Below are 25,753 nucleotides of genomic sequence, written 5' to 3'. Positions count from 1 at the left end.
CGCCGCCGCGAACGGTGGCGGATTCCATCTGCAAGACCTCGTCGATGCGAGGCGCGCTATCAAACAGTGCTTCCGGCCCGTCTCAACCGGCGATGCTTTCGTAACCGTAGTAACCGCCGCGATAACCGCCGCCGATGAACGCGCCCGTCTTCGGCACGTCGGTGAGCAGCACGCCGCGCAAATTCACGCCGCCGATGCGCAGACGCTTGACCGTTTCCTCCAGCTCGGAAAGCGGATGGCGGCCATGGCGAATCGCCAGCAGCGTCGTGCCCGCGTAGCGGCCGATCACGGTCGAGTCCGTCACCGCGAGCACGGGCGGCGTGTCGATGATCACGAGGTCGTACTTCGCCTTGAGCTCTTCGAGCAGCGTCTCGAAGCGTCCGCTCATCAGCAATTCGGACGGATGCGAATGCAGCGAGCCCTTCGCGAGCACGTCGAGACCCGGCAGCACGTCGCGCTGGATCGACGCGGCGAGATCGGCGCCGAGCAGCACGTCCGACAAACCCGGCTGATGCGCGATGCCGAAGTGCGAATGCACGTCGCCGCGCCGCATGTCGCCATCGACGATCAACACGCGCTTGTTCACCGAAGCGACCAGCGCCGAGAGATTGACCGAAAGGAACGACTTGCCGACGTCGGGCCGCGAGCCCGTGAGCATGACGATGTTGTTGCCCGCCTCCGCGAGCGACAGTTGCAGCGTGGTGCGCAGGCTGCGCACGCCTTCCACGGCCACGTCCTGGGGCGACTGCTGCGCGAGCACGTGCAGGCCGCGGCGGCGCGTGGAGACGTGATGTTGCAGGCGCAACTGCTTCGGGCTGCGCGGCACCACCGCGAACACCGGCACGCCAAGCGCCGCTTCGAGTTCGTCGGGACGCTCCACGCCGCCGTAGAGCGACTTGCGCACGAACGCGATCAGCATGCCGAGAATCAGGCCAACACCGATCGACACGATGATGATGAGGAGGCGCTTCGGCCGCACGGGATCGTCGGGTGCCTGCGCGTAGTCGACCACGCGCACGTCGCCCACCTGACCCGCCTTCGCCACGCGCAGCTGCTGCGCGCTGTTGAGCAGGTTCGTGTACAGCTCGGTGTTCACATGCACGTCGCGCAGAAGACGCACGGCCGTCTGCTCGGTATCGGGCAGCGTTTGCACGTGCTTGGTGAGCGTGGATTGCGCGCCCTGCAGCGTGGCGATCTGCGCGTCGAGCGCGGCCACGGCGGGGTGATGCTCGGTGAAGCGCTGCACGAGTTCGGCGCGTTGCTGCTGGAGATCGACGAGGCGCGTCTTGTTGTCCACCACCTGTTGCAGCAGCAGGCGGCTTTCCTCGCCGAGATCGACGGTGCCGTGCGCGTTGCGGAAGTTGTTGTACTTCTGCTCGGCGGCATCCACCTGGGCGCGCAGTTGCGGCAGTTGCTGGTCGAGGAACGCGAGCATGTGTTCGGCTTCGGCCGAGCGGCTTTCCACGTCCTGCTCGATGAATTCGTTGGCCATGCTGTTGAGGATCGCGGCCGTGAGCTTGCTGTCGTGGCCTTCGAGGCTCGCGCGGATCACGCCCGATTGCAGCCCCACTTCGCCCACGTCGAGCGACTTTTGCAGGCGCTCCACCGTGGTGAGCGTCGAGGCGCGCGTGAGCACGAAAGGCGTGCCGGCCGGGCCGCTCAAGCTGTCCACGCGCAGGGCGATGGGGCCGTCGGCGGTATTGGCCTTGACGTCCTGCCCCACGTGACCGTCGAACAGCGGAATGCCGTCGGGGTCGCGCAGCACGTAGGTGCCGTTCTCGCCCGCCACGAGCGTGAACGGACGATCGAACAGCGCGTCGGGCGTGTCGAAGCGCGACACGCCGATCGCGCCGCGGCCCCACGCATAGTTCGACGACTCGAGGAACGCGGGCGGCTTGAAGCCCCACTTGCCGTTCATGAGCCCTTGCAGCACGCCGCCGAGCACCGGCATTTCACGCGGATGCGCGCCGATGTCGAGGTGCAGGCGCCGCACCGTTTCCTCGGTGACGAGACGCGACTTGAGCATTTCGATCTGGCCGTTCGCCGAAGTCTTTTCGTCGAACATGCCCGTGAGCGGCGGCAGCGTCGCGTTCTTCTTGCCGTCGTCCGATTTGTCGACGAGATGGAACATCACGTCGGCGCGATACGTCGGCTGCGCGATGAATGCATAGGCCGTACCGAGCAGCGTGACCGCGAGCGTCACGAGCGCAATGACGCGCCAGTTCGCCGCGAGCGTCTGCAGGTAGTCGCCCAGGTACCGCTCCTCCGTGCCGGCCATGGCATAGCCATAGCCGCCGTCATAGTTCATCGCCATCTTCCCTCTCCCGATACGGGTGAACCTGGTGAGTCCAGTGAGCCCCCGCGCGCCGTAACGCCTGCTCGCGCGCGTCGTTGGTGTTGTTGTTCGCCTGCCTGTTTTTGCCTGTTTTTGCCAGTGCTTTCCTGCCTGCCGCGCTCCGCCAGTTAGCAGGCCTTACGTTTCTCAGTACGCATTCGGGTTGAAGAAGCCGCGCACGATGGTCGCCGCGATGATGCGCATGTCGAGCCAGAACGACCAGTGCCCGAGGTAGTACAGATCGTGTGCCACGCGCAGTTCCATCTTTTCGAGGCGGTCGGTCTCGCCGCGAAAGCCGTTGACCTGCGCCCAGCCCGTGATGCCCGGCTTGATGCGATAGCGGTGGATGTAGCCCGCCACCACGCCGCGATAGAGATCGTCGTGTTCGAGCGCATGCGGCCGCGGCCCGACCACCGACATGTCGCCACGCAGCACGTTGAAGAACTGCGGCAACTCGTCGAGGCTCGTGCGGCGCAGGAACGCGCCCAGCTTCGTCACGCGCGGATCGTCGCGGGTCGCCTGGCTCACCGTGCCCGCGGCCTCCGTGTGCACGCGCATCGAGCGGAACTTGTAGATGGTGAACACGCGGCCGTCGGCGCCCTTGCGGCGTTGCTTGAACAGCACCGGCCCGCGCGACGAGAGCTTCACGGCAATGGCAATGGCGATCAGCAAGGGCAGCAGCGTGAGGATCGCCGCGCTCGCGAACAGCCGGTCGAACAGCGCCTTCTTGAACTGCGCGCTAGCCGGCAGGGGCGAGGCCACGAGATTGATGGCGGGCACGCCGAGCAGCTCGATCACGCTACTGGTCTCGAACAGCGCGAGCGAGCGCACGTCGGGAATGAAGCGGATGTTCACGAGGTCGTTGCGAAACTCGGTGACGAGCCGCGCGACCGTTCGCTCCTCGGCGAGCGAGAGCGCGAGCCACAACTCATGCACGTCGTGTTCGCGGATGAACTGCGCGAACGCCTCGACGGTATTGCACACGGCCGCGCCGTTGCCGTTGATCGGCGTGCCGTTCGGCACCGTGTTGAGCATCGCGCTGGCACGGAAACCCGAACTGGGTTCCTTGCCGATCCGGCGCACGATCTCGTCGCACTGCGAAGCCGAACCGGCGATCGCCACCTGGTGCAGGTTGTGACCCGCGCGCCGCACGTGCGCGAGCACGCCGTGCGCGGCCACGCGCCACGTGATCAGCAAACCGCCCGCGAGCGCGGTCCAGTAGGCGAACCACAAGCGCGACACCGCATCCACGTGGTGCATCGTCGAGTACATGGCCAGCAACGCGCAGCCCTGCACGACAAGCCAGGCCAGCGACACCTGGCTCGCGAGCAGCACCTTGGAACGGCCGCGCCACGACTGATACAGCTCGAACGCCGGAAAGATCACGAGTGCGAAGGCGGCCGCGAGCAAGACGAACGCTTCGTTCACGCCGCGCGGCGCGACGTCGTCGAAACGGATCTCCGAGGCCAGGCTCGCGCCGAGCAGGACCGCGGAGACGTCCAGCACTCTCGCCATCAGGTTTTGAAGCTCGCGCATATCGGTAACCCTGGAGGTGCGTGGCGGCTCAGCCGCAACGGCCGTAGGTGTCGTCGAAGCGGACGATGTCGTCCTCGCCGAGATACGCGCCCGACTGCACTTCGATGATTTCGAGCGGCATCTTGCCGGGGTTTTCGAGCCGGTGACGCACACCGAGCGGGATATACGTCGATTCGTTCTCGCTCAACAGGAAGGTCTCCTCACCGCGCGTGACGAGCGCCGTGCCGCGCACGACCGTCCAGTGTTCGGCGCGATGATGATGCAGTTGCAGCGAGAGCCGCGCGCCCGGCGTGACGACGATGCGCTTGACCTGGAACCGCTCGCCCTGATCGATCGAATCGTAGAAGCCCCACGGGCGCTGCACCTTGCGGTGCGCGTCCGCCTCCGGCGCGCGCTGCGCCTTGATGCGCGTGACGAGCCCCTTCACGTCCTGCACTTTCGAGCGATCGGCCACGAGCACGGCGTCGGCGGTTTCGACCACCACGAGATTCGAGGTGCCCACGCAGGCCACGAGCCGGCCTTCCGAATGCGCATAGGTCGCGACGGCGCCTTCGAACTCCACGCGCCCGCGCCCCACGTTGCCGTCTTCGTCCTTGTCGAGCGCGGCCCACACGGCGTCCCACGAGCCGAGGTCGGACCAGCCCGCGTCGAGCGCGATCACCACGCCCTCGGGCGCCCAGCCGCTGCTCTTGGAAAGACGCTCCATCACGGCATAGTCGATGGAGTCGGCGGGCGTGTTCGTGAACGCGTCCTTGCCCGGGCGGAACGTGCCGCCGTCGAGCTTGCCTTCGACAAACGACGCGAGGCAGGCCGCGTGCATGTCGGGTTGCAGCGCGCGCAACGCGTCGAGCCACACGCTCGCGCGCATCACGAAGATGCCGCTGTTCCACCAGTAGCCGCCTTGCGCCACGTATTGCGTCGCGAGTTCGGGCGCGGGCTTTTCCACGAAGCCGTCGATGCGATGCGCGCCGTCGTCGATCGCCTCGCCGATGCGGATATAGCCGAAGCCCGTTTCGGGCGAGCGCGGCGGCACGCCGAGCGTGACGATCGCGCCGCGTTGCGCGTGACGCGCGGCGCTCGCGAGCGCTTGCTGCAATGCGGGCGTGTCGGCAATCGCGTGGTCGGACGGCATCACCACGAGGATCGCGTCCTCGCCTTCGGCGCAGGCGACTGCCGCCGCCAGCGTGAGCGCGGGCGCCGTGTCGCGGCGCGCCGGTTCCACCACGAGCCGCGCGTCCAGACCGCAGGCGTGCAATTGCTCGACGATCACGAAGCGATGCTCTTCGCCGCACACGACGATCGGGTCCTTCGCGACCTGCCATTCGGGCGCGAAACCGTCGAGCCGGTGCACCGTCGCCTGCAACAGCGTGTCGCTGCCGACCACGCCGATCAACTGCTTCGGAAACTGCTCGCGCGACATCGGCCACAGCCGCGTGCCCGAGCCGCCCGCGAGCACCACCGGCACGATGCGCGTGCACGGCGTGGCCTGTTCCTGATCCTGCCCCTGCGTCGTTGCCGGTTCCTGCGGTGCGCGCATCTGTTCCTGATCCGGGCCGCCTGCTGATCTTTCAATCATGTTTCGGACTCCTAGACAATAGTGCAGGATCGCCCCGTCTCGCGACGTGCGATACCTTGGGGCCGGTTCCCCGCGAACCGGCCCGGCGTGTCGAAAGCTGCACTGAAGCGGCCTTATGCGCCCGCTTCGCGGCGGCTTTGCTCGCGATATTCAGTGGGTGAAATCATCATGCGCTTGCGGAAAATCTTGGCGAGACGGTCCCCGTTGCCCATGCCGGTCCGGCGCGCGATCTTGTCGACCGGCAACTCCGAATCGGTGAGCAGGCTGCAGGTGATCGCCAGCCGCGCATGCAAAAGGTAATCCGATGGCGTGATGCCCATCTCAAGCTTGAAGCGGCGCAGGAAGTTGCGCTCGCTCATCGCGGCCACCTGTGCGGCGTCCGCGATCGAAATGGCGCGCTGGCAGTTTTCCTGCAGCCAGCGTGCCGCTGCGCGCACCTTGTCGGCGGGCGCGCTGCCGAGCGCGTCGCCGAGGAACGGCATGAGGTTGCCCCCGGAATCGGGCATGAGACGCTCCGTCACGGCGCGCGCGACATCCACGCCAAGATCGCGCTTGACGAGCGTGAGCGCGCTTTTCATCGACTCCAGACGATCGCCGGCGTCGCCGCCGTTGTCCTCGCGCGTGGTCTGCATCGCATACGAACCGAACTCGCGCTGCGTGCGCTGGCCGCACAGATTGGCGGCTTCGAGCAAGGCGCGGCCTTCGCCGATCGGACGAATGGTTCCGGTATTCGCATGCACATGACGAAGCCAGGCGGTGAGACGCTCGTCGTTGGCGGCCGCGAATGCACCTTTGCCGCCTGCCACGAAGAGCGCGTCGAAGCCGACGAAGTGACGCGCGTCGAGTCCATCGGTCCAGACCCGTACCGAAGACGAGCAGGTTACGTTGCCGCCATCGGCTGAAAGAATGCTGACGTCGTAAGGCGAACTGCGAGAGGTATCGGAAGAGAGTTCATTCGCCACATGAAACACTTCGGCCACGATGCCGGCGCCGAGCAATGAACAACCATCGAACAGCAGTATTGCGATATGACGCACTTCCCGACTGACGCCCGCGGTAACGAAATGCGGACGGGTATACGACGGTAAATCCAGACTTGCGTACGCCATGCTTTTCCCCTAAACATCCCCCGTCCAAAGTGAAAAGTCGTGGTAATAGCATTCCGTGTGCAGTGCATCATAGACAGATAAAAATAGACGCAACCACGACTGACCGAAACTAGCGAGACATTGGCGCATTGAGTCCGGTCGCGGACCGTTTTGAAGCATGCGCATCACGGCTTGAAAAGCCTTTTCAAGCCGCTTTAAACTGATTTGTTCGAATACATGGAGACGCCAAAACTGCCGCCCCGTTTGGTCCGGGCGGAATTTTCGCCTTTGGTACGATAAAACCGTGGGAAACTTCCGATCAATGCACTTCAGTGCAGGATGGAATGGTCTGAGTAATGCAAAAGACAGCGCACTAATTCGTCTGATTTAAGGATGTTATATAAGCTTTAAACGCCCTTTAAAGTTCGCGCAGTCGGGATATTAAACCTTTTATTCCCGTTTGCACTGCACAATAGCAGATAAATCCAGCGGGCATTTACTTGATTCTCCGGTGCGTGCGTTGGCGCACATAGCCTGGCGCGCGGCCGATACGCGCCGGGTGGCAAGCGCGCGATTGCGTGAAAAGCCTGGACCCTGGCGGCGAGCGGCACGCGCTTGCCACTAGGCTTGGCACACATGTCGACAAACCTTCGACAACCTTCGACCGCCTCCGATAGGGTGCCGCCCGATGCCATTCCTTGTGCGACTCGCCGGCCTGCCGTTTTCCGCCTGCTCACACGCCTCGCGCCGTCATGTCGGCCAACCGAACGCGAGCGCTACGTTGTACACGACGTTCGTGAACCTCGCGCGACGCCATGCCATGGCGTGGCTGCTGCTGCCGTTGCTCGCGGCGCCTGGGCTCGCCCATGCTGCGGCGCCCAGCGCCGACGCCCCTGTCTGCAAGACGGCTGCGAGCACCGCCAGCCCGGCGCAAGCCGCCGACGACACGCCCATTGCCGCCGATACCCCCGGCAGCGACGGCACGCGGTTGTTCCCGCACGGACGCAGCGTGCGTATCGACGTGACGACGAAAGCCGCGCGCGACGACAAGGTGCAATGGCAACTCGCGGATGCCTGGAATCGTCCGCAGGCGAGCGGCGACTTCGGCGTGACCGCAGGCGCACGCGTGACGGCCCTCACCTGCACGCTGCCGCGCGCGGGCTATTACGCGTTCACGGCCACGCTCGCCTCGCAGCCCAGCGCCGCGTTGCCGCAGCGCGGCACGCGGCCCGCCGGCATCACGACGTTTGGCGTGCTGCCCGACGTGAGCGCCGCGCTGCCCGCGCCGACCTTCGCGCACCAGGATCTGCATCGCTTCGGCGCGCAGGGTACGGCGTATCTCGCGCCAGGCCAGCATTGCTGTGGCGGCGACGGCTTTCGTCCGCTTTACACCGACCTCGGTCTCAGCTGGGCCAACGACGAGCGCCGCTGGTACACGATGGAGCCGAAGGCGCGCGACACCTTCAATCCGAACACCAACGAACTCGCGCCGTATTTCCGCCAGGGCGACATCATGCGCCTGATCCTGCTCGACGGCATTCCCGCGTGGGCGAGCCCCGACGGCAAGGAGACGCACAGCTTCGCGCCCACTTCGAGCGCGGACCAGAAGGACTACATGGCGCGCGTGGGGACCGAGTCGGCACGGGTGCGCGCCCGCTATTTCCCGCGCCAGGCGCACAACTACTATCAGGTGACGTGGGAACCGGACGCCGACGGCGGCTTGCCCTGGAAAGACACCGACGCGCATTTCGTCGATCTTTATAAAGCCGTGTACGAAGGCGTGCATTCGACCGACCCCACGGCAATCGTGATGGGCCCGACTTATGCGGGCGTGGACGGCAACACGAAGTGGCTGAAAAAATTCGCACAACTAGGCATCGCGAAGTATCTCGACGGCGTGACGATACACGGCTACTACGACTTCGGCACGAGCCCGTCGCATCCGCCGGAACGGCTCGGCGACACCAACGAGAAGGGCACGACCTCGCTGCCCGTGGCAATGCGCGCGCTGCGCGCGACGATGCGCGACGTGCTCAAGCCCGGCGCGCCGCTCTTCGTGACCGAAACGGGCATCAGCTACGACATCGGCACGAAATACGGCCCGCAATATCCCGACGCGAATACGCTCTACGCGCAAGGCGCCGTGGTCGCGCGCACGCATCTGATCCTGCTGGGCGAAGGCGCGAACACCACCTTCGTGTTCTATACCCAGGACATGCCCGAGAGCGCGGCCGGCTATGGCGTGTTCTTCGAGCTCGACCACGCGCAGGGCATGTACGGCGCGACCGACATCAGCCCGAAGCCCGCCGCGCTCGCGGTGGCCGCGATGACACGCATCGTCGACGGCACCTACACGCTCGGGCCGTTGCGCGATACGCCCGCCGGCGTCTACGCGTACGCGTTCGCGCGGCCCAACGGCAAGGTCATCACCGCGCTCTGGAGCCACGACAATGCGCGCTGGAACGCGAAGACCGGCTTCGACGCCGCACGCGCGACGAACTGGAGCCTGCCCGTGGACGCGAGCGGCCGCGCGGGCAACGTGACCGTGTTCGACATGATGGGCAACGCCACGACAATGCCCTATAAGGACGGCGTGCTGCCGCTGAGTCTTACCGCGTCGCCCGTGTACGTGGTCTCGGACAACCTCGCCGCCATGAAGCAGCGCGCGATCACGCCGGCCGGTTATGTCGCGCCATGACGGGCACGCACCGCGATGCGCGGCGCATCTTGGCCCACGATGACGAGACTTAGGCGGCAGAGGACAGTGCGACACAAAACACCTGCGCCTAGACTGAACAGCTGAACACGAATATTTCGTATTCGGACGACAACAAAGATCAGCGCGATCGTCACGCGATCGCGCTGGCGATGACGTAAAACCAGACGTCAAAACCACGCCAACCACGCTACGACAGGGAAACACCGCCCATGCTGTCGCCAACCGAATTCCTCGACGTCGTGCGCCTCGCGCCCCTCGTCGCGATCGACCTGATCGTCGGCGATGCCGACGGCCGCGTGCTGGTGGGCCAACGGCGCAATCGCCCGGCGCGCGGCACGTGGTTCGTGCCAGGCGGACGTATCCGCAAGGACGAACGGCTCGACGCCGCGTTCACGCGCATCGTCGATACGGAATTGGGGATCATTGGCATGCAGCGGATCACCGCGCGCTTCGGCGGCGTGTACGAGCACCTCTACCCCGACAACTTCGCGGCGGAGAACGGCATTGGCACGCACTACATCGTGCTCGCCTATGCGTTCACGCTGGACAGCGCGGTGCCGGTCGGACGCTTCGATCAGCACAGCCAGTACGCGTGGCTCGCGCCCGAAGATCTCGTGGCGCGCGACGACGTGCATCCGAATACGAAAGCGTATTTTTGCTGAGGATGCCGTAACAATGCGTGGCGCCGGATGCTCGTTCCGGCGCCGTGCGTGTTCGTCGGGTCGAAACACTTCGTGAGATCGCTCAGCCGGCGAGCGGCGCGGCTTCTTCCTCGATGTCGATGTTGAGGTCAACGGTGCCGGTCGCGGCCGCGTCGTGCAACGGCGAGGGCGCATGCTTCGCGTCACGCATACGCAGCCATTCGCCAAACGCGTCGCGCACTTCGGGATGACGCAGCGCGTATTCGACCGTCGCCTTCACATAGCCGAGCTTGCTGCCGCAATCGAAGCGCCGGCCGTCGTAGCGATACGCGAGCACCTGCTCGTTGGCGAGCAGCGACTGGATCGCGTCGCTCAACTGCCACTCTTCGCCGCGCACCGGTGTGAGGCGGCGCAGATGCTCGAAGATACGCGGCATCAGCACGTAGCGCCCCACCACGCCGAGCGTGGATAGCGCGAGCGCCGGTTCGGGCTTCTCCACGATGCCCGACATGCGGAACACGTGATCGTCCCACGCCTTGCCCGTGACGATGCCGTACGAGCGCGAGTCCGCGCGCTCGATGTTCTCGACCGCCACGAGCGAGCAGTGATAGTGATTGAAGCGTTCGAGCATTTGCGAGAGCACGGGCGGATCGGCATCGATGAGATCGTCGGCGAGCAGGACTGCGAACGGTTCGTCGCCGATGATCTTCTGCGCGCACAGCACCGCGTGGCCGAGACCGAGCGGCTCCGCCTGCCGCACGAAAAAGCATTCGACATGCGCGGGCTTGATGCTGCGCACGGTCGCGAGCAGCGCCGCCTTGCCGCGCGCCTCGAGCTCGCACTCGATCTCGTAGGACTTGTCGAAGTGATCCTCGATCGCGCGCTTGCCGCGCCCCGTCACGAAGATCAGCTCGGTGATGCCCGCCGCCACCGCCTCCTCGACCGCGTACTGGATGAGCGGCTTGTCGACCACGGGCAGCATTTCCTTGGGGCTCGCCTTGGTGGCGGGCAGGAAACGCGTGCCGAGACCGGCAACCGGAAAGACAGCCTTGCGCACTTTTATCATGATCGTCTCGTCTCTCGCAGGGTTCGGTGGCGCGCCCCGTGCATGACGGCCGCCGCGTTGCCGCCGGGGCCTGGCTATCGGGATGAAAGCGAGGGACGCGGGCTCAGATTAACCAGCGCATATCGAGCCATTCTGCCAACTTCTCGGCATTTTCCGACTGCGACGCCCGCTGGGCATGGCATGCGGCCTATCATGAAGTCGAGTCGGCGTGACGCGATTCGAGGGGTCGCGCGTCACGCGGAGGCTTGAAAGCAACGTACTCGCAACGCACTCCTGCGAATTTTCCTGCGCGAGGGAACCGGCCATGCACATCGATCGGGTGATCAGCCGGCCAGCCGTTTTTCGGCCGCGCGGCGCTCACTACAAGTTCGGAACCGTGGCCAAACGCATCGGCATACTCGTTTTCGAAGGCTTCCCGCTCGGGGACGTGAGTCTGCTCGCGGACGTGTTTCGGCTCGCCAACGACGCGGGCGCGGACACGCTTCCCGCCTACTCGCTCGCTATGCTCTCCGAAACCGGCGGCAGCGTGGCCAGCAGTTGCGGCCTGCGCGTCTGGACCGACAGCCTGCACGGCCCGCTGCTGAGCGGCTTCGACACGCTCTTCATCGCGGGCGGCCCGGGTGCCGCCCTTGCGCGCGACAACGAACGCCTGCTCGCGCGGCTCCAGGCGCTCGCGCCGAAAGTGCGCATCATTCGCGCGCTCGGCGAAGGGCGCACGGTGCTCGCGGCCGCGGACGTCTCGTTCCTGCGCGGCGGACTCAACACGGCGGCCTCGGCGCAACAGTTGCGGCGCGCGCTCGAGGCGCGCAACGCGAGCGCTTCCGTGGTCGCGCCACCCGAGGCGCTGGTGGCCGCGCTCAAGGTCGTCAAGCGCAATCACGGCGTGGCGCTCGCGCAGCGCGTGTCCGAGGGCTCGATGCCGGGCTCGTGGGAACGCATGGGCGCGATGCTCGACGACGGCGAAACCGACAGCGCCAACGTGAAGATCAACTCGGCCGCGCACTGGCTGCGCGAGAACTATCACCAGCCAATTTCGGTCGCCGATGCGGCGCGCGTCGCGCAGATGAGCATGCGCAACTTCCTGCGCCACTTCAAGACGCAAACCGGCCTCACGCCCAGCGAGTACTTGCTGCGCGCGCGGCTCGACGCGAGTTGCCTCTTGCTCGCGCAAACCAACCTGCCCATCGACGAAATCGCGCAGCGCTGCGGCGTGCCGCGCGGCGAACGGCTCGCGCGCATTTTCCGGCGCCGGCTCTCGATCTCGCCTTCCGGTTATCGCGCGGTGAACCGGCGCGCGTCCAACGAGTGAGTTTGCGGTTCGATGCCGTCAATGCAAAACGCCGCGCTCGATGCGCGGCGTTTTTTATCGGCGATGGGCCTTACAGCATGCCCGAGCCGAAGATCTCGGTATGAATGCGCGCCGCGTCGACACCGCGAGCGATCAACGCGTCGCGCTGCTCGCGCATGAACGCGACGGGACCGCAGAGGTAGTAATCGGCATTGGGTTGCAGCGCGATGGACTCGATGCGGGCGAGGTCGATGCGGCCTTCGTGGTCGTAGTCGATGCCGCAACGATCCTGCGGGCTCACCTGCTCGTAGAACACCGCGCGCCGCACGTTGGGATGCCCGGCCGCGATGCCTTGCAGCCAGTCGCGAAACGCATGCACGCGCGTGTTGCGGCATGCGTGCACGAAGGTGATCGCGCGATCGCTGCGTTCCGCGACGAGCGTCGCGAGCATCGATGCCATGGGCGTGATCCCCACGCCGCCGCTCACGAGCACCACGGGCGTCGATGGCGTGCGGTCGAGCGTGAATTCGCCCATCGGCGCGCTCACGTGCACGACCGTGCCCGCTCCGACGCCATCGTGCATGAGGTTCGAGACGTGACCCGGCTCGGCCTCGCCGCGCGCGGCCTCGCGCTTTACCGAAATGCGCAGCCACTTGCCGTGCGGTGCGTCGGAGAGGCTGTACTGACGCGGCTGATCGACGCCCAGCCGATCCACGAAACGCGTGACGCTCACGTACTGGCCCGGCTGGAAGCCACCCGCGGACGAACCGTCGGCGGGCGCGAGATAGAACGAGGTGATCTCGTCGCTTTCCACGTGTTTGCGGATCACCTTGAACGGCCGGAAACCGCTCCACGACGCGCTCTCGTAAAGCTTCGCCTCCACGCCGATCATGAGATTCGCGAGCTGTTCGTAGGCCACGGTCCAGGCGTCGAGCGTGGGTTGATCGACGGCCTCGCCGAGCACGTCGACGACCGCACCGAGCAGGTGACGCCCGACGATCGGATAGTGCTCGGGGCGAATGTTCAGGCTCGCGTGCTTGTGCGCGATATGGGTGACCGCGCCGCCCAGCACGCCGAGATTGTCGATGTTGGCCGCGTATGCGTAGACGGCGCGCGCGAGCGTTTCGGGCTGGCTGCCGCTCTTCTGATGCGTCTGGTTGAAGACGTTTTTCAGCTCCGGATGCGCGGCGAACATGCGCTGATAAAAATGCTTCGTGATGGTGGCGCCGTGCTCGGCGAAAACGGGCGCGGTGGCCTTCACGAGGGCCATCTGGTCGACGGTGAGCGCAGTCATGTGCGGCTTCTCCTTTAAAGATGCACAAACAATACATCTTTTAAGGCTTAGCCTTGCGCGGGCATTTTGTCGCACCTCAGCATGGATCCGATGGCGGCCGGGACGTGGGCGCGGCGGGTGGGCTTGCGTTGCGGCGGCGCGGCGAGTTTTGATTGTCCCGGCTTGAATTTGGCGGGTCGTTCGCGGTGAAAGGCCGGATTCGACAATGCGACGATCGCGCCCTTTTACGCTTTGTCGTTCGCTCCGTCGTCTTCCGAATTCGTGGCCGTGCCGCGATCGTGGCGCCACAGCACGTCGCTGCCGCCCGCCGCGCGGTTCAGCACGCGCGCGAGCACGAACAGCAGATCGGAGAGCCGGTTCACGTAGCGGCGCGGCGTGTCGGCGACGGGAGCGACCGGCGAGGTCTGCGCCTCCGAGGCTTCGCCGCAAACCGATGCCCCCAGCGCCACCACCGACCGCTCCGCGCGCCGGCACACGGTGCGGCACACGTGCGCGTGCGCCGCCGCGCGCGAGCCGCCCGGCAGAATGAACTCCTTGAGCGGCGGCAAGGTCGCGTTGTAATGCGCGAGCCAGTCGTCGAGCCGCGCGAGATGCGCATCGGTCACGAGTGTGTAGCCCGGCACGGCCAGTTCGCCGCCCAGGTCGAACAGATCGTGCTGGATCGCGACCAGCGCCGCGCGCACGTCGTCGGGCAACGTCTCGCACAGCAGCACGCCGATCTGCGAATTGAGTTCGTCGACGTCGCCGATAGCCGCGATGCGCGCGCTGTCCTTGCGCACGCGGCTGCCGTCGCCGAGACCGGTCGAGCCGTCGTCGCCGGTACGGGTTGCGATCTTGCTCAGGCGATTGCCCATGATGTGTTCTCCGTGGCGTCGTGTTGTCGTGCGCATGCGCCGCGCCCCATGCCTCGCACCGGAATACGACGGGCGGCGCGGCGGTCATTATAGGTTTCGTGCGCCGCACAATTGCCGTGATAACCACGCCGATATCGCTGCGATGACATCAGTAAAACCACCATACCGCCCACGCTCCCGCGCGCCCCGAGCGCCAGGGCCCGCCCGCGCGAACCTCGGCGTAAAATGAGCCGATTCGCTCGCGCACGACGTACCCGCAGCATTGCCTGCCACGCGCCGGCCGTGCGCCAGACACACAATCCCACGAAGGAGACACCCGCGTGAATCATCCCGCGCCGCCGGCGATTGCCGAATCCGCACGCCGCCCGTTCCCCGCCGAACTCCTCGACCAGCTGCGCAGCGCCTTTGGCGAACGCGTGTCCGTTTCCGAAGCGGTGCGCGCCCATCATGGCCGCGACGAATCGCGCTTCGACCCGCAACTGCCCGACGCCGTGGTGTTCGCGCAGAGCACCGAAGACGTCCAGCGCATCGTCAGACTCTGCGCGCAATTCGGCGTGCCGATCATTCCCTACGGCAATGGCTCCTCGCTGGAAGGCCACTTGCTGGCCGTGCAGGGCGGCGTGTCCATCGACCTTTCGCAGATGAACCGCGTGCTCGCCATCAACGCCGAAGACCTCACGGTCACGGTCGAGCCGGGTATCTCGCGCAAGCAACTGAACGAGGCGCTGCGCGACACCGGCCTGTTCTTCCCGATCGACCCGGGCGCGGACGCGAGCATTGGCGGCATGTCGGCCACGCGCGCCTCGGGCACCAACGCCGTGCGCTACGGCACGATGCGCGAGAACGTGCTCGGCCTGACCGCCGTGCTCGCCGACGGCCGCGTGATCAAGACCGGTTCGCGCGCGCGCAAGTCTTCGGCGGGCTACGACCTCACGCGCCTCTTCGTGGGCTCGGAAGGCACGCTCGGCGTCATTACCGAAATCACCGTGAAGCTGTACCCGCAGCCCGAGGCGGTTTCGGCGGCGGTGTGCGCGTTTCCGTCGATGGCCGAGGCCGTCAACACGGTGATCGAAACGATCCAGTTGGGCGTGCCGATCGCGCGCGTGGAATTCATCGACTCGCTCGCCGTGCGCGCGATCAACAAGCATTCGAATCTCACGCTGCGCGAGAAGCACACGCTGTTCTTCGAATTCCACGGCACGCCCGCGGGCGTGGAGGAGCAGGCGCAACTCGTGCAGGAACTGGCTGCTCAGCACGGCGGCGAAGGCTTCGAATGGGCCACGCGCCCCGAAGACCGCAGCCGCCTCTGGAACGCGCGCCACAGCGCCTACTTCGCGATGCTGCAACTGCGCCCGGGCTGCCGCGCCGTGACCACCGACGTGTGCGTGCCGATCTCGCGCCTTGCCGAATGCGTGCTCGAAACGGAAAACGACCTCAAGGCTTCGCCGCTGCCCTGCCCGATCGTGGGTCATGTGGGCGACGGCAACTTCCACGTGGCGATCCTGATCGACCCGGACAAGCCCGAGGAGATCGACGAAGCCGAGCGCCTGAACCACCGCATCGTGCAGCGCGCGATCGCGATGGACGGCACCTGCACGGGCGAGCACGGCGTGGGTCTGCATAAAATGGACTTCCTCGTGGAGGAGCACGGCGCGGACACCATCGACACCATGCGCGCGATCAAGCACGCGCTCGATCCGCACAACCTCATGAATCCGGGCAAGATTTTCAGCTGGGCGGCGTAGTCCGGCTCGCGCCGGATTCTTCACGCCGCCGGAGCGCACGCGAGATGCGCCGGGCGGCGCGCGGTGATGAGTCGCGGCTTCGTGCGCGGCGAGCGGTTTAACTGGCTCGAGCGGATCGAGCGGATCGATCCATTCGAGCGAACCCGGCGGCATGCCGCCAGGCACGCGGGAGGAGACATGAACGCACCGGAAGCGAATGTGCCCGAATTGAGCGCGGAAGCGCTCGCGCAGCGCCAGCGCGAAGTCGTGCAGGCGCTGATGGCGGTACTGCCGGCGCATTGCCTGCTGCACCGCGAGGAAGACACGGTCGCCTACGAGTGCGACGGGCTCGCCGCTTACCGGCGTCTGCCGCTCGCGGTGGCGCTGCCGGAAACCGAGTCGCAGGTACAGCGCATCGTGCAGATCTGCCGGCGTCTCGAAGTGCCGATCGTGCCGCGCGGCGCGGGCACCGGCCTCTCGGGCGGCGCCATGCCGATCCGGCACGGCATCGTGCTGTCGCTCGCGCGCTTCCGGCGCATTCTCGAAGTGGACCCCTACGCGCGCACGGCCACGGTGCAACCCGGCGTGCGCAATCTCGCCGTCTCGGAAGCGGCCGCGCCGTTCGGGCTCTATTACGCGCCCGATCCCTCCTCGCAGATCGCCTGCACGATCGGCGGCAACGTTTCGGAGAATTCGGGCGGCGTGCACTGCCTCAAATACGGCCTCACCGTGCATAACGTGCTGCGCGTGCGCGCCGTGACGATGGACGGCGAGATCGTCGAATTCGGTTCGCTCGGCCCCGACGCGCCGGGCCTCGATCTGCTCGCCGTGATGATCGGCAGCGAAGGCATGTTCGCGATCGTCACCGAGGTCACCGTCAAGCTGATTCCGCGCCCGCAAATGGCGCAGGTGATCATGGCGAGCTTCGACGACGTCGTGAAAGGCGGCGACGCCGTGGCCGGCATCATCGCCTCGGGCATCATTCCCGCCGGCCTCGAAATGATGGACAAACCCGCCACGCGCGCCGTGGAAGAGTTCGTGAACGCGGGCTACGACCTCGACGCTGCCGCAATCCTGCTGTGCGAATCCGACGGCACGCCCGAGGAAGTGGCCGACGAAATCGCGCGCACGACGGCCGTGCTGCGCGAGCACGGCGCAACCCGCATTGCCATTTCGCGCAGCGAGGAAGAGCGCCTGCGTTTCTGGTCGGGCCGCAAGAACGCGTTCCCGGCGGCGGGCCGCATCTCCCCCGACTACTACTGCATGGACGGCACCGTGCCGCGCCGCGCGATCGGGCCGCTGCTCGCGCGCATCCATGAAATGGAGGCGCAATACGGGCTGCGCTGCATCAACGTGTTCCATGCCGGCGACGGCAACATGCATCCGCTGATTCTCTTCAACGGCAACGATCTCGACGAATGGCACCGCGCCGAGGCATTCGGCTCCGACATCCTCGAAACCTGCGTCGAACTGGGCGGCACGGTCACGGGCGAGCACGGCGTGGGCATCGAAAAGATCAATTCGATGTGCGTGCAGTTCTCGCCGCAGGAGCGCGACGCGTTCCATGCCGTCAAGCGCGCGTTCGATCCGGCCGCGCTGCTCAATCCCGACAAGGGCATCCCCACGCGCGCGCGCTGCGCCGAGTACGGGCGCATGCACGTGCGCGGCAATCTGCTGCCGCATCCCGAGCTGCCGCGCTTCTAGACGCGCGTTCGGCGGCTCTTGCCGCGATGCCTCTCGCCGCGCTGCCTCTCGCCGCCATTCCCTGAGCCGCCGCGCCTTTGCGCGGGCGACGCTCCGCCCGCTATGCGTTTCGCGTGAAGCGCATGCGGGTCCGTGCGGGGTTGTCGGCGCGGGCTCGCTCAGTACAATCGAACGAACCCCGGAACGAACCCGAACAAGAACAGGCGCGAACCGCACGACATGGAAGAGGACGACATCGTCTCGGACTGGTCCGAACGCATCCGCATCGCCAGCGCCGAAGGCCGGCCGCTGCGCATACGCGGCGGCGGCACCAAGGACTGGTACGGCCAGGCGCTCGAAGGCGAGATTCTCGACACGCGCGCGCACCGCGGCATCATCGCGTACGACCCCGCCGAACTCGTCATCACGGCACGCGCCGGTACGCCGCTTGCGGCCATCGAGGCCACGCTCGCGGCGCACGACCAGATGCTGCCATTCGAGCCGCCGCACTTCGGCGCGCAGGCCACGCTCGGCGGCTGCGTTGCGGCGGGCATTGCGGGACCGCGCCGGGCGAGCGCCGGCGCGCCGCGCGACTTCGTGCTCGGCGCGGTCGTGATGAACGGGCGCGGCGAGGTGCTGCACTTTGGCGGCCAGGTGGTGAAGAACGTGGCGGGCTACGACGTCTCGCGGCTCATGGCGGGCTCGCTCGGCACGCTCGGCCTGATGCTCGAACTCTCCGTGAAAGTACTGCCCGTGCCGCAGGCCGAGGCCACGCTCAAGTTCGACATGAACGGCACCGACGCCGTGCGCAAGCTCAACGAATGGGGCGGCCGCCCGCTGCCGATGACGGCGAGCGCCTGGCGCAACGGCACGCTGGCCGTGCGGCTCGCAGGCGCGGAAGCCGCCGTGAAGTCGGCGCGCACCTCGCTGGGCGGCGAGGTGGTCGATGCGGTCGAGGCCGAGCGTTTCTGGGCCGGCCTGCGCGAGCAGACCGATCCGTTTTTCGCGGCGATCGCGCCCGATGCGGCGCTCTGGCGTCTCGCGCTGCCGTCGATCGCGGAGCCTTTGCAACTGCCTGGCGCGCAACTGATGGAATGGGGTGGCGCGCAACGCTGGTGGATCACCGAAACCGACGCGCAAACGGTACGCATCAGCGCGAAGCAGGCGGGCGGCCACGCCACGATCTTCCGCACGGGCCGCGACTACGACCGCAGCGCGGGCGTGTTCACCCCGCTGCCCGCGCCGCTCATGAAGATTCATCGCGGCCTCAAGGCGGCCTTCGACCCGGCGCGCATCTTCAACCGCGGCCGGCTCTATTCCGACTTCTGATCTCACCCACACGCGGCGATGCAGACGAACCTCGCGGACTTCATTCGCAACACTCCCGACGGCGACGAAGCCGACGCGATCCTGCGCAAATGCGTGCATTGCGGCTTCTGCACCGCGACCTGCCCGACCTACCAGCTGCTCGGCGACGAACTCGACGGCCCGCGTGGCCGCATCTATCTGATGAAGCAGATGGTGGAAGGCGCGCCGGTCACGAAGAGCACGCTCACGCACCTGGACCGCTGCCTCACCTGCCGCAGTTGCGAAAGCACCTGCCCTTCGGGCGTGCAATACGGCCGGCTCGTGGAAGTGGGCCGCAAGCACGCCGAGCAGATGGTGCGGCGCCCGCTGCGCCAGCGCCTGCTGCGCAGATTGCTCGCGGGTATTCTGCCGCGCCGCGCGCTCTTCACGCCCGCCATGCGGCTCGGCCAGCAGATGCGGCCGCTGTTGCCCAAACGCCTGCGCGACAAGGTGCCGTTGCGCCAACGCCCGCTCGCCTGGCCCGCCGCCAAGCACGCGCGCAAGGTGCTGATGCTGCAAGGCTGCGTGCAGCCTTCGATGATGCCGAACATCAACACGGCGACGGCGCGCGTGCTGGACGCGCTCGGCATCGAAACCGTGGTGGCGCCGCAAGCGGGCTGCTGCGGCGCGATCCGCCTGCATCTCGGCTATACCGACGACGCGCTCGCCGACGTGCGCGCGAATATCGACGCCTGGTGGCCGCATATCGAAGCCGGCGTGGAAGCGATCGTGATGAACGCTTCCGGCTGCGGCGCGACGGTGAAGGAATACGCGCACCTGTTGCGCGACGACCCCGCCTACGCCGAGAAAGCGCGCCGCGTGGTCGCGCTCACCCGCGACCTCTCCGAATGGCTGCCCGCGTTCCAGGATCAGCTCGTGGCGGCCACACGGCGGCGCGGCATCCAGACCGTGGCGTGGCACCCGCCCTGCACGCTCCAGCACGGCCAGCAATTGCGCGGCGGCGTGGAAAAGCTGCTGGCGGCGCTCGGCCTGGACGTGCGCCTGCCCGTGGACAGTCACCTGTGCTGCGGTTCGGCGGGCACCTATTCCATCACGCAGCCGCGCCTCTCGTACACGCTGCGCAACCAGAAGGTGGATCGCCTGAAGGCACTGGAGCCGCAACTGATCGTCTCGGCCAATATCGGCTGCATCGCGCACCTGCAAAGCGGCACGGCGATTCCGGTCACGCACTGGATCGAACTGGTGGAACATATGCTGGCGGCCAACTAGAACGCGGAAAACCAGGCCCGGGGCGCACGCGCCTCGGGGAACGGGATCAGCGTAGGCCTTCGTCGCTCGCGCCAACAGTCGGCCATTCGTCATAGACCATTTGGCCAGTGTTTCGCGCGCGACGCAGTCCGTATAATGGCCACGTTCCGACCGTTTTGGATCCAAAAAGCGGCGCCGGTCGTCTCATGCGCCGCATCGAGCCCGATGACAGATTTCGCCCAGCACCTCCAGGCCGTGCACGAACGCATGGCCGCCGCGGCTCGCAACGCCGGCCGCGATCCGCACAGCGTCGCCCTGCTCGCCGTGTCGAAAACGTTCCCCGCCGAGGACGTGCGCGCCGCGCACGCCGCCGGCCAGCGCGCGTTCGGCGAGAACTACGTGCAGGAATCCGTCGACAAGATCGAGGCGCTCGACGACCTGCGCGCGAGTCTCGAGTGGCATTTCATCGGGCCGCTGCAATCGAACAAGACGCGCCTCGTGGCCGAGCGCTTCGACTGGGTGCATTCGGTCGACCGGCTCAAGATCGCGGAGCGATTGTCGGCGCAGCGCCCCGCGGGCATGGCGCCGCTCAACGTCTGCCTGCAGGTGAACGTGAGCGGTGAAGCCAGCAAGAGCGGTGTCACGACGCAAGAAGCGCCCGAAGTCGCGCGCGCGATCGCGGCGTTGCCTCGCTTGCGGCTGCGCGGGCTCATGTCGATTCCCGAGCCGCAGGACACGCTCGAGGCGCAACGCGCGCCGCACCGCGAATTGCGCGCGCTGTTCGACGCGCTAAACGCGCAAGGTTTCGCGCTCGACACGCTCTCCATGGGCATGTCGGCGGATCTCGAGGCGGCGGTGCTCGAAGGCGCGACCATCGTGCGCGTCGGCACGGCCATCTTCGGCGCGCGCGACTACGCGCACTGATTCCAACGATTCCACCGCACCGACTCCACCGTTTCACCGAACCCACCATCACCATGAAAATTGCCTTCATCGGCGGCGGCAACATGGCCGCCGCACTCATCGGCGGTCTCATTCGCAAGGGCGTGCCGGCCGACCATCTCTACGCGATCGATCCGAACGAAGACGCGCGCAAGCGCAACGCGGAGCAATTCGGCGTGCGCACCGGCGCGGCCGCCGACGCGGCCCTGGCCGGCTACGACGCCGTGCTGATCGCCGTGAAACCGCAAATCGCCAAGGCGGTCGCGGAAGGCCTCGCACCGCACCTCGCCGCGCATCAGGTGGTCATCAGCATCATGGCCGGCATTCGTATCGACGACCTCTCGCGCTGGCTCAACGGCCACGCGCGCGTCGTGCGCACGATGCCGAACACGCCCGCGCTGATCGGCATGGGCGCAACCGGTCTCGTCGCGAGCCGGGGCGTGGACGAAGCGGGCCGCCAGCTCGCCTCGGACACGCTGGGCGCCGTCGGCCAGACCGTCTGGTTCGACGACGAAGCGAAGATCGACGCCGTCACCGGCATTTCGGGCAGCGGTCCGGCCTACGTGTTCTATTTCATCGAAGCGCTCGAAGAAGCCGCGCGCCAGCTCGGCATGGACGAGCAGCAAGGCCGCGCGCTCGCCATCGCCACCTTCACGGGCGCGGCGCAACTGGCGCTGCAATCGGACGAGCCGCCCGCCGTGCTGCGCGAGCGCGTTACCTCCAAGGGCGGTACGACAGCCGCCGCGCTCGCGTCGTTCGACGCCTCCGGCGTGAAGGCCGCTATCGTCAAGGGCGCGCTGGCCGCCGACGCACGCGCGAAGGAAATGGGCGAGGAGTTCGGCAAGCAGTAACGCGGTTTTATCGGCCGGTTCCAGCCGGTTCCAGTCTGAACGCGCGAAAAAAAGCGCCGGTGAGTGACCTCTCCCGGCGCTTTTTTATCGGCAGAAACGGCGATCGCAGGTGGCTGCGGCCTAGAACTGCGCCACGGCGTAATGCGCGGCGATGCCCACGAACACCGCGCCGCCCAGCCAGTTGTTGTGGCGGAACGCGGCGAAGCACGCCATGCGGTCGCGATTCTTGATGAGCGTGTAGTGGTAGATCGCGCAGCCCACGGCGGCGGCCCAGCCGAGCCAGTAGAGCCAGCCGAACGCGAGCGTCACGCCCACCCAGACGTAAATGCCGAGCGTGACCGCGTAGCAGAGCATGATCGCGAGCACGTCGAAGCGGCCGAACGTGAGCGCGGAAGTGCGAATGCCGATCTTGATGTCGTCGTCGCGGTCGACCATCGCGTATTCGGTGTCGTAGGCCACCGACCAGAACACGTTGGCCACGAGCATGATCCACGCGAGCGCGGGCACGTGGTCCTGCACGGCGGCGAACGCCATGGGAATGCCGAAGCCGAACGCGATGCCCAGGTACGCCTGCGGAATCGCGAAAAAGCGCTTGGTGAACGGATACGAGGCCGCCACGAACAGCGCCACCACCGAAAGCTGCCTGGTGAGCGCGTTGAGCGGCAGGATCAGCAGGAACGAGACCAGCGCGAGCGCCACGGCGATCGCCACGGCTTCCCACGCGCGAATGCGGCCCGAGGTGATCGGCCGTTCGGCGGTGCGCTTCACGTGGCGGTCGAAGTCGCGGTCGGCGTAATCGTTGATGGCGCAGCCCGCCGAGCGCATCAGCACGGTGCCGATCGTGAAGATCACGAGCAGCGAAAGCGGCGGATGACCGCCCGAGGCGATCCACAGCGCGTTGAGCGTGGGCCAGAGCAGCAGCAGGCTGCCGATCGGCTTGTCCATGCGGACGAGCCGCAGATAAAGCGGGAGTCGGGCGAACATGATCGGTGCGGCGGGAGCAGGATGAGGCGATGGCACTATTGTAGGCCACGCGCGTTTCGCGGCGCCGCCAGCGTTGCCAGGCACGACCTCGCCATCACATCGCCATCAAGCCGCACGCAACCCCGCGCCAAAAACAAAAAGCCCGCCGGGCAACCCGGCGGGCCTTCATCGTCACGCGTGTCGCGCGAGGAGCGCTGCGCTTACGCGAGCAGCGAACGCAGCATCCACGCGGTCTTTTCGTGCGTCTGCATGCGCTGCGTGAGCAGGTCGGCCGTCGGTTCGTCGTTGGCGGCTTCCGTCGACGGGAAAATCGCGCGCGCGGTGCGCACCACGGCTTCCTGACCTTCCACGAGCTGGCGGATCATGTCTTCGGCCGAGGGCACGCCATCGGCTTCGGGAATCGACGAGAGCTTCGCGAAGTCCTTGTAGCTGCCCGGCGCGTGCACGCCCAGCGCGCGAATGCGCTCGGCGATCGCGTCCACGGCCAGCGCGAGTTCGTTGTACTGACCTTCGAACATCAGGTGCAGCGTGTTGAACATCGGGCCCGTGACGTTCCAGTGGAAGTTGTGCGTCTTGAGATACAGCGTGTAGGTGTCGGCGAGCAGGCGCGAGAGGCCGTCCGCGATCTTCTTGCGATCCTTGTCGCTGATGCCGATATTCACGTGCTGCACCACGGGGTTTGCTTTTTTCGCCATGACGACTCCTTTTGTAGCAGTGAGACTATGCGTTCGCGACGACGTGGCGCGAACGCCCGATCGGCCGTCAGTGTAGCCTGGAAATACGAAAGAACCGCTTCATCCGGCCCTGCTTCGCGACGCCGCGCGCGCGCCTTTGTCGATACCCGCGCGTGAGTCGCTTCGTTACGCGGGCAACACCCTGAGCACGCTCAATGCCCGACGAGATGCGCGAAGCTCTGCGCGGCGATCGCCACGACGCCGCTCGCGAGCACCGCGTAGCTCACCACGCGGCGCACGAACTGCGTGCCGTCCGCGCGGGTGCGCGCCATGGCGGCGGCTTCGCCGTGTCCGAGGGTCTTGATCGTCATCGTCATCGTGCGGGTCATGATGGTGCTCCTTGCGTGTTACCTGGTTGCGCGGCGCCGGTGCGAGCGCGTGACTTGACGTCCTGGCGCGTCACGCGCCGCACCGTCTGCCGCGTTACTTCGTCTGCGCCGCGAGCTGCGCGATCGCGTCGCTCACGCCTTGTGCGTAGGCCGGATCGGCGCGGCGGAAATGCTCGAGCTGACGCTGCACGATCTCCGCTGGCACGCCGGCGATATGCCGCGCGATGTTGCCGAACAGGCGCTCACGCTGCGCGGCGTCGAACAAACGGAACAGCGCGCCCGGCTGGCTGTAGTAATCGTCGTCCTCGCGGTGGTCGTAGTGATCGACCGGACCGGCCGCGAGCGGCGGCTCGCCGGCGTCGCGCCGCTGCGTGAAATCGGCGAACCGGCTCGGCTCGTAATTCACGTTGCCGCCGAGATTGCCGTCGCTGCGGCCCATGCCGTCGCGATGGAACGAATGCACCGGGCAGCGCGGCGCGTTCACCGGAATCTGGTGATGGTTGATGCCGAGCCGATAACGCTGCGTGTCGCCGTACGAGAACAAGCGGCCCTGCAACAGGCGGTCCGGCGAGAAGCCGATGCCCGGCACCACGTTGGCCGGCGTGAACGCGGCCTGCTCGACATCGGCGAAATAGTTCTCCGGGTTGCGGTTCAGCTCGATCGTGCCCACGTCGATCAACGGGTAATCCTGGTGCGGCCAGACCTTGGTGATGTCGAACGGGTTGTACGGCACTTTCGCGGCGTCGGCCTCGGGCATCACCTGCACGCGGAAATGCCAACGCGGGAAATTGCCCTTCTCGATCTCGCTATAAAGATCGCGCTGCGCGCTCTCGCGGTCCTGCGCCACCACCTGCGCGGCTTCGGCGTCGGTGTAGTTCTCCACGCCTTGCGCCGACTTGAAGTGGAACTTCACGTAGAAGCGCTCGTTGTTCGCGTTGATGAACGAGAACGTGTGCGAGCCAAAGCCGTGCTGCTGACGATAGTTCTGCGGAATGCCGCGGTCGCTCATCAGGATGGTGACCTGATGCAAGGACTCCGGATGGCGCGACCAGAAGTCCCACGCCGCCACATTGCTGCGCATATTGGTGCGCGGGTCGCGCTTTTGCGTGTGGATGAAGTCGGGAAACTTCAGCGGGTCGCGAATGAAGAACACCGGCGTGTTGTTGCCGACCACGTCCCAGTTGCCCTCTTCCGTGTAGAACTTGATCGAGAAGCCGCGCACGTCGCGCTCGGCGTCGGCGGCGCCGCGTTCGCCCGCGACCGTCGAGAAGCGGATGAAGATCGGCGTTTCCTTGCCGACTTCGCCGAACACCTTGGCCTTCGTGAAGCGCGAGATGTCGTGCGTGACCTTGAGCGTGCCGAATGCGCCCGAACCTTTCGCGTGCACGCGGCGCTCGGGAATCACTTCACGGTCGAAATGCGCGAGCTTTTCGAGCAGCCACACGTCCTGCAACAGGACCGGGCCGCGCGGGCCGGCGGTGAGCGAGTTCTGGTTATCGACGACGGGTGCGCCTGCTGCCGAGGTGAGAGTACGTTCGGTCATCCTGGACTCC

At 66.5% G+C, this 25,753-nt stretch carries 20 protein-coding genes; 9 read left to right on the top strand and 11 right to left on the bottom strand.

The annotated features are described in order from the left end of the window. Nucleotides 1-82 precede the first annotated feature (82 nt). From FAZ98_RS02280 to FAZ98_RS02265, 4 genes are all read right to left on the bottom strand, one after another. Complete coding sequence (locus FAZ98_RS02280) at nucleotides 83-2,314, bottom strand: polysaccharide biosynthesis tyrosine autokinase (protein ID WP_158948391.1); 2,232 nt, start codon at nucleotides 2,312-2,314, stop codon at nucleotides 83-85. Nucleotides 2,315-2,482: 168 nt separating this feature from the next. Next, nucleotides 2,483-3,871 (bottom strand): undecaprenyl-phosphate glucose phosphotransferase, encoded by a 1,389-nt coding sequence (locus tag FAZ98_RS02275; RefSeq protein ID WP_158948389.1) that lies wholly within the window; start codon nucleotides 3,869-3,871, stop codon nucleotides 2,483-2,485. A gap of 28 nt (nucleotides 3,872-3,899) precedes the next feature. Beyond that, a complete protein-coding gene (locus FAZ98_RS02270) occupies nucleotides 3,900-5,408 on the bottom strand; it encodes a mannose-1-phosphate guanylyltransferase/mannose-6-phosphate isomerase (RefSeq protein ID WP_158951830.1) in 1,509 nt (502 codons plus the stop codon). A gap of 152 nt (nucleotides 5,409-5,560) precedes the next feature. Beyond that, complete coding sequence (locus tag FAZ98_RS02265) at nucleotides 5,561-6,556, bottom strand: GlxA family transcriptional regulator (protein WP_158948387.1); 996 nt, start codon at nucleotides 6,554-6,556, stop codon at nucleotides 5,561-5,563. A 760-nt stretch (nucleotides 6,557-7,316) separates the two neighbouring features. Here FAZ98_RS02265 and FAZ98_RS02260 point away from each other — a divergent pair. Both FAZ98_RS02260 and FAZ98_RS02255 read left to right on the top strand, forming a co-directional pair. Continuing rightward, nucleotides 7,317-9,233, top strand: coding sequence for a hypothetical protein (locus FAZ98_RS02260; protein WP_407672024.1), 1,917 nt, complete (start codon nucleotides 7,317-7,319; stop codon nucleotides 9,231-9,233). A 230-nt stretch (nucleotides 9,234-9,463) separates the two neighbouring features. Continuing rightward, nucleotides 9,464-9,916, top strand: a complete 453-nt coding sequence (locus FAZ98_RS02255; protein WP_158948383.1) for a GDP-mannose mannosyl hydrolase — start codon at nucleotides 9,464-9,466, stop codon at nucleotides 9,914-9,916. Between the two features lie 82 nt (nucleotides 9,917-9,998). Here the strand turns inward: FAZ98_RS02255 and galU are convergent, their stop codons facing one another. After that, nucleotides 9,999-10,961: a UTP--glucose-1-phosphate uridylyltransferase GalU gene (gene galU, locus FAZ98_RS02250; protein WP_158948381.1), complete on the bottom strand. Its 963-nt coding sequence runs from the start codon at nucleotides 10,959-10,961 to the stop codon at nucleotides 9,999-10,001. Nucleotides 10,962-11,337: 376 nt separating this feature from the next. On the opposite strand from galU, the gene FAZ98_RS02245 reads away from it, so the two are divergent. Next, nucleotides 11,338-12,270, top strand: a complete 933-nt coding sequence (locus FAZ98_RS02245; protein WP_233272640.1) for a GlxA family transcriptional regulator — start codon at nucleotides 11,338-11,340, stop codon at nucleotides 12,268-12,270. 70 nt (nucleotides 12,271-12,340) lie between these two features. Here FAZ98_RS02245 and hmpA read toward each other — a convergent pair whose 3' ends face one another. Continuing rightward, a complete protein-coding gene (gene hmpA, locus FAZ98_RS02240; protein ID WP_158948377.1) occupies nucleotides 12,341-13,543 on the bottom strand; it encodes an NO-inducible flavohemoprotein in 1,203 nt (400 codons plus the stop codon). Between the two features lie 224 nt (nucleotides 13,544-13,767). Continuing rightward, a complete protein-coding gene (locus FAZ98_RS02235) occupies nucleotides 13,768-14,397 on the bottom strand; it encodes a cob(I)yrinic acid a,c-diamide adenosyltransferase (protein WP_158948375.1) in 630 nt (209 codons plus the stop codon). Nucleotides 14,398-14,717: 320 nt separating this feature from the next. Here FAZ98_RS02235 and FAZ98_RS02230 point away from each other — a divergent pair, with 320 nt between their 5' ends. The 6 genes from FAZ98_RS02230 to proC all read left to right on the top strand — a co-directional run bounded on the left by FAZ98_RS02230 (nucleotide 14,718) and on the right by proC (nucleotide 22,153). Next, entirely contained in the window at nucleotides 14,718-16,142 is a 1,425-nt protein-coding gene (locus FAZ98_RS02230) for an FAD-binding oxidoreductase (RefSeq protein WP_158948373.1), read from the top strand. Between the two features lie 177 nt (nucleotides 16,143-16,319). Continuing rightward, nucleotides 16,320-17,825, top strand: coding sequence for an FAD-linked oxidase C-terminal domain-containing protein (locus FAZ98_RS02225; RefSeq protein ID WP_158948371.1), 1,506 nt, complete (start codon nucleotides 16,320-16,322; stop codon nucleotides 17,823-17,825). Nucleotides 17,826-18,044: 219 nt separating this feature from the next. Next, nucleotides 18,045-19,133, top strand: coding sequence for a glycolate oxidase subunit GlcE (gene glcE, locus FAZ98_RS02220; protein ID WP_158948369.1), 1,089 nt, complete (start codon nucleotides 18,045-18,047; stop codon nucleotides 19,131-19,133). A gap of 18 nt (nucleotides 19,134-19,151) precedes the next feature. Beyond that, a complete protein-coding gene (glcF, locus tag FAZ98_RS02215; protein ID WP_158948367.1) occupies nucleotides 19,152-20,381 on the top strand; it encodes a glycolate oxidase subunit GlcF in 1,230 nt (409 codons plus the stop codon). A gap of 204 nt (nucleotides 20,382-20,585) precedes the next feature. Then, nucleotides 20,586-21,284 (top strand): YggS family pyridoxal phosphate-dependent enzyme, encoded by a 699-nt coding sequence (locus FAZ98_RS02210; protein WP_158948365.1) that lies wholly within the window; start codon nucleotides 20,586-20,588, stop codon nucleotides 21,282-21,284. A 53-nt stretch (nucleotides 21,285-21,337) separates the two neighbouring features. After that, a complete protein-coding gene (proC, locus tag FAZ98_RS02205; RefSeq protein ID WP_158948363.1) occupies nucleotides 21,338-22,153 on the top strand; it encodes a pyrroline-5-carboxylate reductase in 816 nt (271 codons plus the stop codon). Between the two features lie 120 nt (nucleotides 22,154-22,273). On the opposite strand, the gene ubiA is transcribed toward proC, so the two are convergent. The 4 genes from ubiA to FAZ98_RS02185 all read right to left on the bottom strand — a co-directional run bounded on the left by ubiA (nucleotide 22,274) and on the right by FAZ98_RS02185 (nucleotide 25,743). Then, nucleotides 22,274-23,137: a 4-hydroxybenzoate octaprenyltransferase gene (gene ubiA, locus FAZ98_RS02200; protein ID WP_158948361.1), complete on the bottom strand. Its 864-nt coding sequence runs from the start codon at nucleotides 23,135-23,137 to the stop codon at nucleotides 22,274-22,276. 200 nt (nucleotides 23,138-23,337) lie between these two features. Next, on the bottom strand, nucleotides 23,338-23,832 hold the full coding sequence (locus tag FAZ98_RS02195) for a Dps family protein (protein WP_158948359.1): 495 nt from the start codon (nucleotides 23,830-23,832) through the stop codon (nucleotides 23,338-23,340). A gap of 191 nt (nucleotides 23,833-24,023) precedes the next feature. Beyond that, a complete protein-coding gene (locus FAZ98_RS02190) occupies nucleotides 24,024-24,200 on the bottom strand; it encodes a hypothetical protein (protein ID WP_158948357.1) in 177 nt (58 codons plus the stop codon). Nucleotides 24,201-24,294: 94 nt separating this feature from the next. Then, nucleotides 24,295-25,743: a catalase gene (locus tag FAZ98_RS02185; protein WP_158948355.1), complete on the bottom strand. Its 1,449-nt coding sequence runs from the start codon at nucleotides 25,741-25,743 to the stop codon at nucleotides 24,295-24,297. Nucleotides 25,744-25,753 lie beyond the last annotated feature (10 nt).

The sequence above is a fragment of the Paraburkholderia acidisoli genome, from assembly GCF_009789675.1.
Classification (GTDB): Bacteria; Pseudomonadota; Gammaproteobacteria; order Burkholderiales; family Burkholderiaceae; genus Paraburkholderia; species Paraburkholderia acidisoli.
This window is presented reverse-complemented; position numbering and strand designations above follow the sequence as displayed.

Coding starts and splice junctions, on each gene's coding strand:
- FAZ98_RS02280 (WP_158948391.1), bottom strand. CDS start 2,314: ATGGCGATGAACTATGACGGCGGCTATGGCTATGCCATGGCCGGCACG.
- FAZ98_RS02275 (WP_158948389.1), bottom strand. CDS start 3,871: ATGCGCGAGCTTCAAAACCTGATGGCGAGAGTGCTGGACGTCTCCGCG.
- FAZ98_RS02270 (WP_158951830.1), bottom strand. CDS start 5,408: ATGCGCGCACCGCAGGAACCGGCAACGACGCAGGGGCAGGATCAGGAA.
- FAZ98_RS02265 (WP_158948387.1), bottom strand. CDS start 6,556: ATGGCGTACGCAAGTCTGGATTTACCGTCGTATACCCGTCCGCATTTC.
- FAZ98_RS02255 (WP_158948383.1), top strand. CDS start 9,464: ATGCTGTCGCCAACCGAATTCCTCGACGTCGTGCGCCTCGCGCCCCTC.
- galU (WP_158948381.1), bottom strand. CDS start 10,961: ATGATAAAAGTGCGCAAGGCTGTCTTTCCGGTTGCCGGTCTCGGCACG.
- hmpA (WP_158948377.1), bottom strand. CDS start 13,543: ATGACTGCGCTCACCGTCGACCAGATGGCCCTCGTGAAGGCCACCGCG.
- FAZ98_RS02235 (WP_158948375.1), bottom strand. CDS start 14,397: ATGGGCAATCGCCTGAGCAAGATCGCAACCCGTACCGGCGACGACGGC.
- FAZ98_RS02225 (WP_158948371.1), top strand. CDS start 16,320: ATGAACGCACCGGAAGCGAATGTGCCCGAATTGAGCGCGGAAGCGCTC.
- glcE (WP_158948369.1), top strand. CDS start 18,045: ATGGAAGAGGACGACATCGTCTCGGACTGGTCCGAACGCATCCGCATC.
- glcF (WP_158948367.1), top strand. CDS start 19,152: ATGCAGACGAACCTCGCGGACTTCATTCGCAACACTCCCGACGGCGAC.
- FAZ98_RS02210 (WP_158948365.1), top strand. CDS start 20,586: ATGACAGATTTCGCCCAGCACCTCCAGGCCGTGCACGAACGCATGGCC.
- proC (WP_158948363.1), top strand. CDS start 21,338: ATGAAAATTGCCTTCATCGGCGGCGGCAACATGGCCGCCGCACTCATC.
- ubiA (WP_158948361.1), bottom strand. CDS start 23,137: ATGTTCGCCCGACTCCCGCTTTATCTGCGGCTCGTCCGCATGGACAAG.
- FAZ98_RS02195 (WP_158948359.1), bottom strand. CDS start 23,832: ATGGCGAAAAAAGCAAACCCCGTGGTGCAGCACGTGAATATCGGCATC.
- FAZ98_RS02190 (WP_158948357.1), bottom strand. CDS start 24,200: ATGACCCGCACGATGACGATGACGATCAAGACCCTCGGACACGGCGAA.
- FAZ98_RS02185 (WP_158948355.1), bottom strand. CDS start 25,743: ATGACCGAACGTACTCTCACCTCGGCAGCAGGCGCACCCGTCGTCGAT.